The sequence below is a fragment of the Pseudomonas sp. BMS12 genome (assembly GCF_001592875.1).
GTDB lineage: Bacteria > Pseudomonadota > Gammaproteobacteria > Pseudomonadales > Pseudomonadaceae > Aquipseudomonas.
The window spans coordinates 197,582-210,572 of sequence record NZ_LSOF01000013.1; the positions used below are offsets into that span (position 1 = coordinate 197,582).

Genomic DNA, 12,991 nt, shown 5'->3' on the forward strand with positions numbered 1-12,991 from the left:
GTGGCAAAAGCTTTGGTCGTTGGGGGCGGTGTCATAGGCCTTTTAACCGCCCGTTTGCTAGGCGAGCAGGGGTATCAGGTTGAGTTGGTTGAGCGCGGTTCGTTGGCCTGTGAGGCTTCCTGGGCGGGTGGGGGTATCGTCTCGCCGCTCTACCCCTGGCGTTACAGCGAGGCAGTGGGGGCGCTGGCTGGTTGGTCGCAGGGGTACTATCCGGCGCTAGGTGACAAGCTTCGGAGGGGCACCGGTATTGACCCTGAAGTGCGTTGTACGGGGCTTTATTGGCTCGATCTGGAGGATGAAGATAAGGCGCTCGATTGGGCGGCTGCGCTAGGCAAAGAGATGCTGAGGGTCGACCGGCAGAAAGTTATGAGTCGGATTCCCGTACTTGGTGGTCGCTTCGCTCGCGCCTTGTATATGCCGGACTTGGCTAATGTCAGAAACCCCCGCTTGCTACAGGCGCTGCAAGGGGCTTTACAGGTGGATCACAATATTTCTCTGGTTTCTGGGATGAGTGTCGACAGGTTGCTGGTAGAGCGTGGGCGTGTAGTTGGGGCGAAAACGTCTTCAGGAACGGTTACCGCAGACTGTGTAGTGCTAGCCGCTGGCGCCTGGAGCGGCGAGCTGCTGCAAACCTTGGGCCTCAATTTGCCGGTTGAGCCAGTCAAGGGTCAGATGATTCTCTACAAGCAGGAGCCGGACTTTCTGTCCGCAATGGTCCTGGCCAAGGGGCGTTACGCCATTCCGCGTAAGGATGGCCACATCCTGGTGGGCAGTACTCTGGAGCATGTGGGGTTCGACAAGACGCCGACCGATGAGGCGCTGGCCAGTCTCAAGGCGTCGGCCGAGGAGTTGTTGCCGGGCCTAGCTGATGCGCCGATCGTAGGGCACTGGGCTGGTCTGCGGCCCGGGTCGCCGGAGGGAGTTCCCTTTATCGGCGAAGTGCCGGAGTACCCAGGCCTGTGGCTGAATTGTGGCCACTATCGCAATGGCTTGGTATTGGCGCCAGCTTCCTGTGAGTTGTTGAAGAATCTGATGTTGGGCGAGGAGCCGATAGTCGACCCGACACCCTACTCACCCGCAGGACGGCTGGGCTGGCGGCCGATTGCGTAGGGCTGCTAAGGGCATCAATCGATGCCCAGCTTCTTCAGTCGATAGCGCATGGATCGAAAGGTCAGGCCCAGGCGCTGGGCGGCCGCGGTGCGGTTCCAACGAGTCTCCTCCAGGGCCTGCATGATCAGCTTGCGTTCGATCTCTTCCAGGTAGTCCTCCAGATTGTCGATCTGCGCCAGTGAGGCCTCGCCGGCTTCATTGGCGGGCGTCGCGTCGGCCAGGCGCAGGTCGTTGGCCTGGATCTGCTCGTTCTCGCAGAGGGTGTAAGCGCGTTCGAGCATGTTCTCCAACTCGCGCACGTTGCCGGGGAAGCGGTAGCACTTGAGCTTGTCGAGGGCTTCGCTGGTCAGTTTGGCCGCCGGCAGGCCGCTGCCTTCGGTCAGGCGTTTGAGCATGGTATCGGCCAGCAGCGGGATATCCTCGCGACGCTCACGCAGGGCGGGCACGCGCAACTCGATGACGTTGAGGCGATAGAACAGGTCCTGACGGAAGCGTTCGGCGGCGACCTCGGCGGCCAGGTCCTTGTGGGTAGCGCTGAGGATGCGTACGTCGACCACTACTTCCTGCTGGCCGCCTACGGCGCGTACGGCCTTTTCCTGGATGGCGCGTAGCAGTTTGACCTGCATGGACAGCGGCAGGTCGGCCACTTCGTCGAGGAACAGGGTGCCGCCGTTGGCGGCCTGGAACAGGCCCTGCTTGTCCTCGATGGCACCGGTGAAGCTGCCCTTCTTGTGGCCGAAGAACTCGCTTTCCATGAGCTCCGAGGGGATGGCGCCGCAGTTGACCGGCACGAAGGGCTTTTCCGCGCGCGGGCCCTGTTCGTGGATCAGGCGTGCGACCAGTTCCTTGCCGCTACCAGATTCGCCACTGATGTAGACCGGAGCCTGGCTGCGGGCCAGTTTCTGGATCTGGTTGCGCAGGGTTTTCATCGGCGGCGACTCGCCGAGCAGGCGGGTGTCCACCGGGCCGTCGGCATCCTCGCCGCTGCGCAGGCGCAGGGCGGTGGCGACCAGTTCGCGCAGGCGGCCAAGGTCGACGGGCTTGGTGAGGAAGTCGAAGGCGCCGGCCTTGAGGGCGTTGATGGCCGTGTCCAGGCTGCCGTAGGCGGTGATCATCGCCACCGGCACCTGGGCATGGCGCTGCTGGATGTGCTGGACCAGCTCCAGGCCGGTGCCATCGGGCAAGCGCATGTCGGTCAGGCACAGGTCGAAGGGCTCTCGGGCCAGCCACTCGCGGGCTTCCTTGACGTTGCGCGCGCTGCGCGTGTCGAGTTTCATGCGCCCCAGGGTGATTTCCAGGAGTTCGCGGATGTCGGGTTCGTCGTCGACGATCAGGGCTCTCTGCCGGATGCTCATGGTCAGCTCAACTTGCGTGGGTGGGCGAAGGTGATGCGGAAGCAGCTGCCACCGCCTTCGCGTGGTTGGTAGTGAAGACGAGCCTGGTTGCTTTCGCACAGCTCGCGGGAGATATACAGGCCCAGGCCGGTGCCCTTGTTGTCGGTGGTGTAGAAGGGCTCGAAGATGTGTTGTACCTGCTCCGGCGATACGCCCGGGCCGTCGTCCAGCACCTCCAGGGTCGGCAGGTCGCTTTCCGCATCGCGATAAAGCTTCAGCCAGACCTGGCCGAGTTGGTGGGTCTGGGCGCTGTAGCGCAGGCCGTTCTGTACTAGGTTGGTCAGCACCTGGGTCAGTTGGTGGGGGTCCATGCGGGTCTGCAGGCCGCCACCGACAGCCTCCAGGTGCAGGGTCTGGTCCAGGCGTGCCGAATTGCGGAACTCGCTGGCGAAACGATGCAGCCAGTATTTCAGATCCAGCAGTTGCGGCTCGGCCTGGCGGCGGCGCGATAGCTGCAGGACGTTCTCGATGACCATGTTCATGCGTCGCGAGTGATCCTGAATGATCTGCGCCAGACGTCGGTCGGGCTCATCCAGGTCTTCGGACTCCTGCAACAGCTGCGCGGCGTGGCTGATGGCGCCTAGCGGGTTGCGGATCTCGTGGGCGATGCCCGCAGTCAGACGGCCCAGGGAGGCGAGCTTGAGCTGCTGGGCCTGCTGGGTGATTTGCGAGATATCGTCGAGGAACACCAGGGTGTGCTGTTCTTCGCCACGCTGCAGGGGGATGAAGCTGGGCTGCAGCACTGGGCCATCCGGAATGGCCTGCAGGCTTTGCGGGCGTAAGGTCGGGTTGTGCAGCCACTGTTGCAGGCGCTTGACCAGCTCGGGGCAGTGCGGGTCTAGCACCTTGCCCTCCAGGGTGGGGCGGCCGAGCATGCTCAAAGCGCCCTGGTTGGCGAGCAGCACGCGATGCTGCTTGTCCAGCACCAGGATGCCGGTGCGCATGCGCTGCAAGATCAGCGAGTTGAGTGCCTCCAGGCTGGCGACGTCGACGGCACGCTGCTCGGCCAGGGTTTCGCTCTGTTGCAGCCGCTTGGTCAGACCCTGGAGAAAGAGTGCCGCGGCGAAGCACAGTGCGCCTAGAGCGCCGGCCTGCACGAACTGGGCGGTGGCGGCAGGACGCAGCAGGCTCAGGTAAAAGGTCAGCGTCAGCAGGCCAATGGCTGCGACTGCGGCGATCAGCAGGCCGATGCGTCCGCGCAGAAGGATGTTGGCGATGGCTACGGCCACTACCAGCAGGTTGCCGATACCGCTGGGCGTGCCGCCGGCCGCGTAGAACAGGGCGCACAATATCAGTACGTCGATCAGCGCCAGGCTGAATATCTGGGCCAGATGCCGTGGGCGCTGCAAGAGCGCGGCTACCAGTACGTTGAGTATCAGGTAGGTCCAGCTGCCGTAACGGAACAACTGCTCATGGGCCAGTTGCAGCAGTTCGCTATCCAGCTGGCTGGAAATCAGTATCACCAGCGCCAGGCCGACCGTCACCCGGTACAGGTTGTACAGGCGTAGAACGCGGCGGCCGGGAATGCCGCCGAGGGCCAGCTCTTCAGCGCTCACTGTGGTCGCTGTCCTGATCCAGGTGGGCCTGGCTGCAATACCAGTGCTGCCCTCGTGGCAGGGCCTTGTCGCGCGGTACGTGTACGCCGCACTGGGCGCAGCGCACCATCGGTGCGGCTTGCTCGGGCTCGGTGGGGCGGATGCTTGGACGATTGATGCGTCGCCACAGCCAGACGGCGGCGGCGATCAGGGCGATCCAGAATAGCAGGCGGACCATGATGGACTCTTCTTGTCGATAAGCTGCCAGTTTAGCCAAGGAGGGTGGCGCGATGCAGCAGGAAATACCGGCAAGCGTGGACTGTTGCGCGCCCTGCGGGCATGAAAAAGGGAGGCGATGCCTCCCTTTGTCGAGCGTCGAGTCTGTTCAGTCGAACAGGCCGAAGGTCATGTAGCTGAACCACGAGCGATCGTCGCTGTTGCCTTCGGCTTCAGACTGCAGGTCCTCTGTGGCCTCGTCCTGGTTTTCCGGGAGCAGCTCGTCCGGGATGGCTTCTTCGGCGTCTTCGTACTGGCGAATCACGTCCTGGCTGGCGCGGGTCTCGCCCGGCGGCAGCGGCGCGTCCGACTCGATCAGGCCGAGAGTGGCCTTGGCCAGCCAGGAGCGGTTGTCGGCCTCTTCTTCGCGCGGTACGAACTGGCCGTCGACCAGGCTCTCATGGTCCGGATAGTTGAGCTTGAGGGTTTCCAGGCTGGTGGCCGCCAGGTCATTCAACTCCAGGCGCTGATAGGCTTCGATCATCACTGCCAGGCCGTCGGCCACGGCAGGGGTCTCCTGGAAGTTCTCCACCACGTAGCGGCCACGGTTGGCGGCGGCGACATAGGCCTGGCGGGTCAGGTAGTAGTGGGCGACGTGGATGTCGTAGGCCGCCAGCAGGTTGCGCAGGTAAACCATGCGTGCCTTGGCGTCCGGGGAGTAGCGGCTATTGGGGAAGCGGCTGGTGAGCTGGGCGAATTCGTTGTACGAGTCGCGTGCGGCGCCTGGGTCGCGCTTGGTCAGGTCCAGCGGAATGAAGCGGGCAATCAGGCCGCGATCCTGGTCGAAGGAGGCCAGGCCCTTGAGATAGTAGGCGTAGTCGACGTTGGCGTGCTGCGGGTGCAGGCGAATGAAGCGCTCGGCGGCGGACTTGGCGGCCTCCGGCTCGGCATTCTTGTAATAGGCGTAGATCAGTTCGAGCTGGGCCTGCTCGGCATAGCGGCCGAACGGATAGCGCGACTCCAGGGCCTTCAGCTTTGCAGTGGCGTTGTTGTAGCTGTTGTTGTCGAGGTCTTCCTGGGCCTGCTGGTAGAGCTCGGACTCGCTCAGGTTCTCGTCCACTTCCGGTTTGTTGGAAGAGCATGCGGCGGTGAAGGCGAGGGTGGCGATCAGCAGCAGGTGTTTCACTTGCATGGTGGCTTGCGTCCCTGTGACGGCGGCTGTCTAGGCCTCTACCGTCCTGTTATGATGGGCGCCCCGGAAATGGCCGGGACAAAGACGCCGTATTTAACCACAGCGTGCCGCCGAAACCAAAAGCCGCACCGCCCTCCGCAGTAGCCCATGTCCGAAGACTCCGATCAGCTCATTCAACTCACCGCCGAAGTGCCTTCCGAACTGGGCGGGCAGCGTCTCGACCAGGTCGCCGCGCAGCTTTTCGACGAATATTCGCGCTCGCGCCTGGCCGGCTGGATCAAGGATGGTCGCCTGACGGTCGACGGCGCCGTGCTGCGCCCACGTGACATCGTGCACAGCGGCGCGGTGCTCGACCTGCAGGCCGAGCAGGAGGCCCAGGGCGAGTGGGTGGCGCAGGATATCGCGCTGAACATCGTCTACGAGGACGAACACCTGCTGGTGATCGACAAGCCTGCCGGCCTGGTGGTTCACCCGGCTGCCGGGCATGCCGACGGCACTCTGCTCAACGCCTTGCTGCATCACGTGCCGGACATCATCAATGTGCCGCGTGCCGGCATCGTGCACCGCCTGGACAAGGACACCACCGGCCTGATGGTGGTGGCCAAGACCCTGCAGGCGCAGACCAAGCTGGTCGATCAGCTGCAGAAGCGCAGTGTCAGCCGCATCTACGAGTGCATCAGCATCGGCGTGATCACCGCCGGCGGCACCATCAATGCGCCGATTGGTCGTAGCTCGGCCAACCGCCAGCGCATGGCGGTGATCGACGGCGGCAAACCGGCGGTGACCCATTACCGGGTGCTGGAGCGCTTCCGCTCGCACACCCATGTGCGGGTCAAGCTGGAAACCGGGCGTACCCACCAGATTCGCGTGCACATGACCCATGTCGGTTACCCGCTGGTGGGCGACCCCCTCTACGCCGGGCGCTTCCGCATTCCCCCCGCGGCCAGCCCGACCCTGGTGCAGACCCTGCGCGAGTTCCCGCGCCAGGCACTGCATGCTCGCTTCCTCGAACTGGAGCATCCGGAGACTGGCAAGCGCATGAAGTGGGAGTCGCCGTTGCCGGAAGATCTGGTCTGGCTGCTGTCGCTGCTGCGCCAGGACCATGAATCCTTCGTCTGACTGGCTGCTGCCGGACTGGCCGGCGCCGGCCCATGTGCGCGCCTGCGTCACCACGCGTGTCGGCGGCGTCAGCCTGCCGCCGTTTGATGGCCTCAATCTGGGCGACCATGTCGAGGATGATCCGCAGGCCGTTGCCGATAACCGCTGCCTGCTGGTCGAGCGTCTCGGCTGCCAGCCTGCGTGGCTGAAGCAAGTACACTGCCCGGACGTGGTCGAGGCCGCCCCGGCGCAGGTGGTGACCGCCGATGCCAGCTGGACGGCCACGTCGGGCACCGCCTGTGCCGTTCTGACTGCCGACTGTCTGCCGGCACTGTTCTGTGATCGTGCCGGAACCCGTGTGGCCGCCGCCCATGCCGGTTGGCGTGGGCTCGCTGCGGGCGTGCTGGAAAACACCCTGGCTGCGATGGCCGTGCCGGCGAGCGAGGTGCTGGTCTGGCTCGGACCGGCCATCGGCCCGCAGTCTTTCGAGGTCGGCCCGGAAGTGCGCGAGGCGTTTCTGGCTGTCCATCCGCAAGCAGACTCGGCCTTTCGCCCCAGCACCAATCCGGGCAAGTTCATGGCGGATATCTATGGCCTGGCCCGCATCCGCCTGGCCGCTGCTGGCGTCACCGCCGTGTATGGCGGCGGGCTGGATACCTTCACCGATCCGCGTTTCTTTTCCTACCGCCGTGCCGCCCGTACCGGGCGCTTCGCCTCGCTGGTCTGGCTGGTCGACTGATCCGCATCAAGGTTCGTCCGCTTGAATCGGCCGAAACTGTCCTCATCTAAAGAGCAACTCCGGGCTTCACTGTAGGGAGCAGTTCAGCGCTCCGGCCCGCTTATCGAAGGAAGGACATATTCATGCGAATCGACCGTTTGACCAGCAAGTTGCAACTTGCGCTTTCCGATGCCCAGTCCATCGCCGTGGGCCTCGACCATTCCGCCATCGAGCCGCTGCACCTGCTGCAGGCCCTGCTGGAGCAGCAGGGCGGCTCGATCAAGCCGCTGCTGATGCAGGTCGGCTTCGACATCAACGCCCTGCGCCAGTCGCTGACCAAGGAGTTGGATGGCCTGGCCAAGCTGCAGAACCCCACCGGTGACGTGAACCTGTCGCAGGATCTGGCGCGCCTGCTCAACCAGGCCGACCGCCTGTCGCAGCAGAAGGGCGATCAATTCATCTCCAGCGAGCTGGTGCTGCTGGCGGCCATGGACGACAGCACGCGCCTGGGCAAACTGCTGCTGGCCCAGGGCGTGAGCAAGAAAGCCCTGGAAAACGCCATCGCCAACCTGCGCGGTGGCCAGGCGGTCAACGACCCCAATGTCGAGGAGTCGCGCCAGGCGTTGGACAAATACTGCGTCGACCTGACCAAGCGTGCCGAAGAGGGCAAGCTCGACCCGGTGATCGGCCGTGACGACGAGATTCGCCGCACCATTCAGGTCCTGCAGCGGCGCACCAAGAACAACCCGGTGCTGATTGGTGAACCTGGCGTCGGCAAGACCGCCATCGCCGAAGGTCTGGCCCAGCGCATCATCAATGGCGAGGTGCCTGACGGCCTCAAAGACAAGCGCCTACTGGCCCTGGACATGGGCGCGCTGATTGCCGGCGCCAAGTTCCGTGGCGAGTTCGAGGAGCGCCTCAAGGCTCTGCTCAATGAGCTGTCCAAGCAGGAAGGGCGGATCATCCTGTTCATCGACGAGCTGCACACCATGGTCGGTGCGGGCAAGGCCGATGGCGCCATGGATGCCGGCAACATGCTCAAGCCGGCGCTGGCACGCGGCGAACTGCACTGCGTTGGCGCCACCACCCTGGACGAGTACCGCCAGTACATCGAGAAAGACGCCGCGCTGGAGCGCCGCTTCCAGAAGGTGCTGGTGGACGAGCCGTCCGAGGAAGACACCATTGCCATCCTGCGGGGTCTGAAGGAGCGCTACGAGGTGCACCACGGGGTGACCATTACCGATGGCGCGATCATAGCCGCCGCCAAGCTGTCGCACCGCTATATCACCGACCGTCAGTTGCCGGACAAGGCCATCGACCTGATCGACGAGGCGGCCAGCCGCATCCGCATGGAGATCGACTCCAAGCCGGAGGCGCTGGATCGTCTGGAGCGGCGCCTGATCCAGCTGAAGATCGAGCGCGAGGCGCTGAAGAAGGAAGACGACGACGCCGCGCTCAAGCGGCTGGAGAAGCTCAAGGAGGACATCGCCCGGCTGGAGCTGGAGTACGCCGACCTGGAGGAAATCTGGAAGTCGGAGAAGGCCGAGGTGCAGGGCTCGGCGCAGATCCAGCAGAAGATCGAGCAGGCCAAGGCCGACCTCGAGGCGGCGCGGCGCAAGTCCGACCTGCAGCGCATGGCCGAGCTGCAGTACGGCATCATTCCGGACCTGGAGCGCAGCCTGCAGATGGTCGATCAGCACGGCAAGAGCGAGAACCAGCTGCTGCGCAACAAGGTCACCGACGAGGAAATCGCCGAAGTAGTGTCGAAGTGGACCGGCATCCCGGTGAGCAAGATGCTCGAAGGCGAGCGCGACAAGTTGCTGAAGATGGAAGGGTTGCTGCACCAGCGCGTGATCGGCCAGGACGAGGCCGTGGTGGCCGTGGCCAATGCGGTGCGCCGTTCCCGCGCGGGCTTGGCTGACCCCAATCGGCCGAGCGGCTCGTTCCTCTTCCTCGGCCCGACCGGGGTGGGCAAGACCGAGCTGTGCAAGGCGCTGGCCGAGTTTCTCTTCGATACCGAAGAGGCGCTGATACGCATCGACATGTCCGAGTTCATGGAGAAGCACAGCGTGGCTCGCCTGATTGGCGCGCCGCCCGGCTACGTCGGCTACGAGGAGGGCGGTTACCTGACCGAGGCGGTGCGCCGCAAACCCTACTCGGTGGTGCTGATGGACGAGGTCGAGAAGGCCCACCCGGACGTGTTCAACGTGCTGTTGCAGGTGCTGGAAGATGGTCGCCTGACCGACAGCCATGGACGTACCGTGGACTTCAAGAACACCGTGATAGTCATGACCTCCAACCTTGGCTCGGCGCAGATCCAGGAGCTGGTCGGCGATCGCGAAGCGCAGCGCGCTGCGGTAATGGATGCGGTGAGCAGCCACTTCCGTCCGGAGTTCATCAACCGCATCGACGAGGTGGTGGTATTCGAGCCGCTGGCTCGCGAGCAGATCGCCGGTATTGCCGAGATTCAGCTGGGCCGCCTGCGCAGCCGTCTGGCCGAGCGCGAGCTGGTGCTGGAGCTGTCCAGTGAGGCCATGGACAAGCTGGTCGCAGTCGGTTACGACCCGGTGTATGGCGCGCGGCCGCTGAAGCGGGCGATCCAGCGCTGGATCGAGAACCCGCTGGCGCAGCGCATTCTCGCTGGCGACTTCGCCCCAGGCGCGCGCGTGCAGGCAAGTGTGGAAGGCGAAGACATCGTTTTCACCTGAGTGGTGCGTCGAAACCAAAGCCCCGGGAGACCGGGGCTTTTTTCATTCAGGCTTCCAGGTGGCGCAGTAGCACGGCCAGAGCCGGAATCTGATCGTCCGCCAGGTCGATGATATGGAAGCCACACCAGCCGCTGTGGCCGGGCTCCGCGCGGCTCCACAGGCAGTCGGCACCCAGGCGGATTTCGTGGATGCCTTCCAGTGGTTGGTCCAGTACCAGGCGGCACTCCCATACCGAGTCGGCTTCCGGCGGCTGCTCGCTGACCAGCATGAAACCGTCCTCGGAAAGGTCGACGATGCGGCCGAGGCGCCGTCCGCTGTGCAGGTCGAGGACTTCGATATTCAGTTGCGTGGTGTGGCGGCTGTGCTGGCGGCGGTCGTCCATTCAGGCTCCTTGTCCGACTTCTGGGGTGCGCCCGGTGAAGCGTTGCAGGACGCGGTAGATGGCGTTGAGTGCGCGATCCACCAGGGGCGCTGCACGCTCCTCGGCGAGGATGCGCACCAGGCCTTGCTCCATCTCGCAGGCCAGTTGGCGGATGGGTTTGACCGCTACCCGTTGGCCGCTATGGTCGACGAACATGTAGTTATGGGTGGTGGGGCTGAACCAGGATAGCTTGAGCACCTGCACGTTATCGCCCTGGACGAATTCGAACCAGGTGCCGAACTCCAGTTGCTGCAGCTCCTTGACCAGGGCCTGAGCGCGCTGCGACAGGCGCCGCTCGTCCTTCTTGACCGGCTCTACCAGTACGGCATCTTCGCCGAGCATGGCACCCAGCGGGCTTTCCCGCAGCTGGCTCTTGATCTTGGCGGCCACCTGCGGCTGCTGGGCTTGCACGGCGTGCTGGCAGGCGACTATGTCCTGCAGCAGGCGGCGGATACCGTCCTCATGGTAGCCGCCGAGCAGCTCCAGACCTTTGCGCAGCTCATCGAGCAGGCCTACACGCAAGTTCTGCAGACGCGCGCGGCCTTCCTCATCCAGCGCTGTGCCGCTCCAGGCCAGCTGCTCGGCCACTTCGCTGGCGCGTTGCCACTCGGGGCTGCGTTCGCCATGGCGCAGTAGCACGAACACCAGCACGTCGGCCCAGGTCAGCTCGAGGAAGTTATGGATCACGCTAGGTAGCTGGCGCTCGTTGAGCACCCGGTGGATCACGTCCACGGCCAGCTGCCGGGCGCCGAGCAGCTTGTCGCGGCCCTTGGCTGCCTCCACCGCGCGGCGCTCGCGCAGCTCGACCTTGTGCTTGAGGGTGGCGACGAATTCGTCGAACTCGTCCTGCAGGCTGTTGAACAGCAGCAGGTCGCCGGAGAAGCCATGGATCACCCGCTCCACCACCCAGTGGATCTTTGCCAGCAGGCCGCGCTCGTCGCCTTCGCCGCCATACAGGACGCCGGCCTGGGCCATGGAATTGAGCAGGCGGCGGGCCGGATGATGGTGCTGGGTGAACAGCGCCTTGTCCTGCAGTGCGACCTTCAGGTAGGGCGTGTGCAGGTGGGAGAGGGCGGTCTTGCAGGCGTCCGGCAGGTTGTCGTCGTCGAGGATGAAGTCGAACAGCATGCCGACCAGGTCGATCACGTCGGCCTCCTGGTCCGCCAGCTTCTGCTGGCCGGGCAGGCTGCTGTGGGATTCCAGCTGCTGCTGCAGGCTGACCTTGAGCTCCTCGACCGGTTGCGGTCCCTGCAGACGCTGGGTCAGGGTGCTGGCGGACTGCTGCTGCAGTCGGGTCAGGGCTTCAAGCAGTTCGCCGGCGCTGTAGGTGCTGCTGGCCGTGCGTGGGGCGAAGCTGGCGATGCTACGGGCGCCACCGGGTAGCGGTGCGTCCAGGTCGCGCTCACGGCGCTCGCTGAGCAGGGCGGCCAGGCCGCCGAACAGTTGGCCTGGGTCTTGCGGTGGCGGGGCGCCGAGATCGCTAGGCGCCGCCGGCATGGCCGTCATGGCGGCGGCTGGTGCTCCTGGCGCAGCTGCTGCCGGGGCGGAGTGTGCAGCGCCGCTCTCGCTGCCGGCCTGTGCGGGAGCCTTGGGCGCCGGCGGAGGTGTGCTGGAGCGCTGGGCGGTGAACTTGAGATTGGGCAGGATGCCGGCATTGATCAGGCGCTGATTGAGCATCTCGTACAGGGTGTCGAGGCCCTGCATCACGTTGCGCTCGAACAGCATATAAAGGATGACCTTGATCCGCAGTGGCAGCGGGTGCGGCACCAGGGCCTCGCGGAAGGCATCGGCCAGCGCCTGCGGGCCGAAGGGGTTGCTGTCTTCGCCCAGCTTCTGCCCGTTGTTGAGCAGGGCCAGGCGCTGCTCCAGGGCAAACAGCGTGCGCGTGCTGCGGGCCTTGACCTTGCTGACCATGTTGGTGACCTGCAGGCTTTCCTCGTATTCCTCGTTCTGCACCAGCGACAGGCTTTCGCTGCTGGTTTCTGCCTGCTCGGCCTTACTCTTGAGCTTGCCTTCGAGAAAGTCGGCGAAGTTCTGCGCGATGCGTTGGTGGTAGCTGCGTTCGATTTGCGGGCGCATGCGGCGCAGATCGCGCATGGCGTCGAAGAACAGGGTTTGCACCTTGTTGTTTTCGGCTTTTTCGGCGCCTTCGAATAGGGTGTCATCGACCTGGGCAAACAGGTCGGTGAGGTGTTCGGCCAGGTTGTTCATCACCAGTTTGCGGCAGTCCTGCACCAACTCGCCGAAGCGCGGTTGAATGGCGCGGCTGGCGACGCCCGGTGCGGGAGTGGTCGGGGGAATATCCTGAGAACTCATGCGTTATCCTGCGCGGCTGCTCTGCTTCGAGGCGCTACTGTGAACTGGCTCATGCTGTCACCCATAGAGTAGCCGGTTATCGCTGATATTCGCATCCGACGAATCTTCGATTATCAGGCTTGACAGAAATATTCCGCTCCGTAAAATGGCGCGCCTCTGATACGGGAAACGGCCTAGCCGCTACGGTGTCAGGGCTGGAAGATAGAAGTTCCGCGATAGCTCAGTCGGTAGAGCAAATGACTGTTAATCATTGGGTCCCTGGTTCGAGTCCAGGTCGCGGAGC

At 64.3% G+C, this 12,991-nt stretch carries 10 protein-coding genes and 1 tRNA gene; 5 read left to right on the forward strand and 6 right to left on the reverse strand.

What is annotated here, in order from left to right; translation table 11 throughout:
- Positions 1–1,110, forward strand: a complete 1,110-nt coding sequence (gene thiO / locus AYB31_RS13365) for a glycine oxidase ThiO (RefSeq protein ID WP_068829182.1) — start codon at positions 1–3, stop codon at positions 1,108–1,110.
- Between the two features lie 14 nt (positions 1,111–1,124).
- Here thiO and AYB31_RS13370 read toward each other — a convergent pair whose 3' ends face one another.
- The 4 genes from AYB31_RS13370 to AYB31_RS13385 all read right to left on the reverse strand — a co-directional run bounded on the left by AYB31_RS13370 (position 1,125) and on the right by AYB31_RS13385 (position 5,447).
- Positions 1,125–2,465, reverse strand: coding sequence for a sigma-54-dependent transcriptional regulator (locus AYB31_RS13370; protein ID WP_068829183.1), 1,341 nt, complete (start codon positions 2,463–2,465; stop codon positions 1,125–1,127).
- Positions 2,466–2,467: 2 nt separating this feature from the next.
- Positions 2,468–4,060 (reverse strand): ATP-binding protein, encoded by a 1,593-nt coding sequence (locus tag AYB31_RS13375; protein ID WP_068829184.1) that lies wholly within the window; start codon positions 4,058–4,060, stop codon positions 2,468–2,470.
- Complete coding sequence (locus tag AYB31_RS13380) at positions 4,050–4,277, reverse strand: PP0621 family protein (RefSeq protein ID WP_068829185.1); 228 nt, start codon at positions 4,275–4,277, stop codon at positions 4,050–4,052. Before AYB31_RS13380 ends, AYB31_RS13375 begins: the two co-directional genes overlap by 11 nt.
- A 147-nt stretch (positions 4,278–4,424) precedes the next feature.
- A complete protein-coding gene (locus AYB31_RS13385; RefSeq protein WP_068829186.1) occupies positions 4,425–5,447 on the reverse strand; it encodes an outer membrane protein assembly factor BamD in 1,023 nt (340 codons plus the stop codon).
- Positions 5,448–5,594: 147 nt separating this feature from the next.
- Here AYB31_RS13385 and rluD point away from each other — a divergent pair, with 147 nt between their 5' ends.
- The 3 genes from rluD to clpB all read left to right on the forward strand — a co-directional run bounded on the left by rluD (position 5,595) and on the right by clpB (position 9,971).
- On the forward strand, positions 5,595–6,566 hold the full coding sequence (gene rluD / locus AYB31_RS13390; protein ID WP_068829187.1) for a 23S rRNA pseudouridine(1911/1915/1917) synthase RluD: 972 nt from the start codon (positions 5,595–5,597) through the stop codon (positions 6,564–6,566).
- On the forward strand, positions 6,550–7,284 hold the full coding sequence (pgeF, locus tag AYB31_RS13395) for a peptidoglycan editing factor PgeF (protein ID WP_068829188.1): 735 nt from the start codon (positions 6,550–6,552) through the stop codon (positions 7,282–7,284). Before rluD ends, pgeF begins: the two co-directional genes overlap by 17 nt.
- Before the next feature lie 122 nt (positions 7,285–7,406).
- Positions 7,407–9,971, forward strand: coding sequence for an ATP-dependent chaperone ClpB (gene clpB / locus AYB31_RS13400; protein ID WP_068829189.1), 2,565 nt, complete (start codon positions 7,407–7,409; stop codon positions 9,969–9,971).
- 46 nt (positions 9,972–10,017) lie between these two features.
- On the opposite strand, the gene AYB31_RS13405 is transcribed toward clpB, so the two are convergent.
- The gene (locus tag AYB31_RS13405) at positions 10,018–10,353 is read right to left on the reverse strand and encodes a PilZ domain-containing protein (protein WP_068829190.1); all 336 of its coding nucleotides are present in this window, start codon (positions 10,351–10,353) and stop codon (positions 10,018–10,020) included.
- Positions 10,354–12,708, reverse strand: a complete 2,355-nt coding sequence (locus AYB31_RS13410; RefSeq protein ID WP_068829191.1) for a DUF1631 domain-containing protein — start codon at positions 12,706–12,708, stop codon at positions 10,354–10,356.
- Between the two features lie 209 nt (positions 12,709–12,917).
- Here AYB31_RS13410 and AYB31_RS13415 point away from each other — a divergent pair.
- Positions 12,918–12,990 (forward strand) — tRNA-Asn (locus AYB31_RS13415).
- The last annotated feature ends 1 nt before the right edge of the window (position 12,991 follow it).

Excerpts from the sequence above, each read along its gene's own strand:
- AYB31_RS13370 (WP_068829183.1), bottom strand. The coding sequence starts at position 2,465 with ATGAGCATCCGGCAGAGAGCCCTGATCGTCGACGACGAACCCGACATC.
- AYB31_RS13380 (WP_068829185.1), bottom strand. The coding sequence starts at position 4,277 with ATGGTCCGCCTGCTATTCTGGATCGCCCTGATCGCCGCCGCCGTCTGG.
- AYB31_RS13385 (WP_068829186.1), bottom strand. The coding sequence starts at position 5,447 with ATGCAAGTGAAACACCTGCTGCTGATCGCCACCCTCGCCTTCACCGCC.
- rluD (WP_068829187.1), top strand. The coding sequence starts at position 5,595 with ATGTCCGAAGACTCCGATCAGCTCATTCAACTCACCGCCGAAGTGCCT.
- pgeF (WP_068829188.1), top strand. The coding sequence starts at position 6,550 with ATGAATCCTTCGTCTGACTGGCTGCTGCCGGACTGGCCGGCGCCGGCC.
- clpB (WP_068829189.1), top strand. The coding sequence starts at position 7,407 with ATGCGAATCGACCGTTTGACCAGCAAGTTGCAACTTGCGCTTTCCGAT.
- AYB31_RS13405 (WP_068829190.1), bottom strand. The coding sequence starts at position 10,353 with ATGGACGACCGCCGCCAGCACAGCCGCCACACCACGCAACTGAATATC.
- AYB31_RS13410 (WP_068829191.1), bottom strand. The coding sequence starts at position 12,708 with ATGAGTTCTCAGGATATTCCCCCGACCACTCCCGCACCGGGCGTCGCC.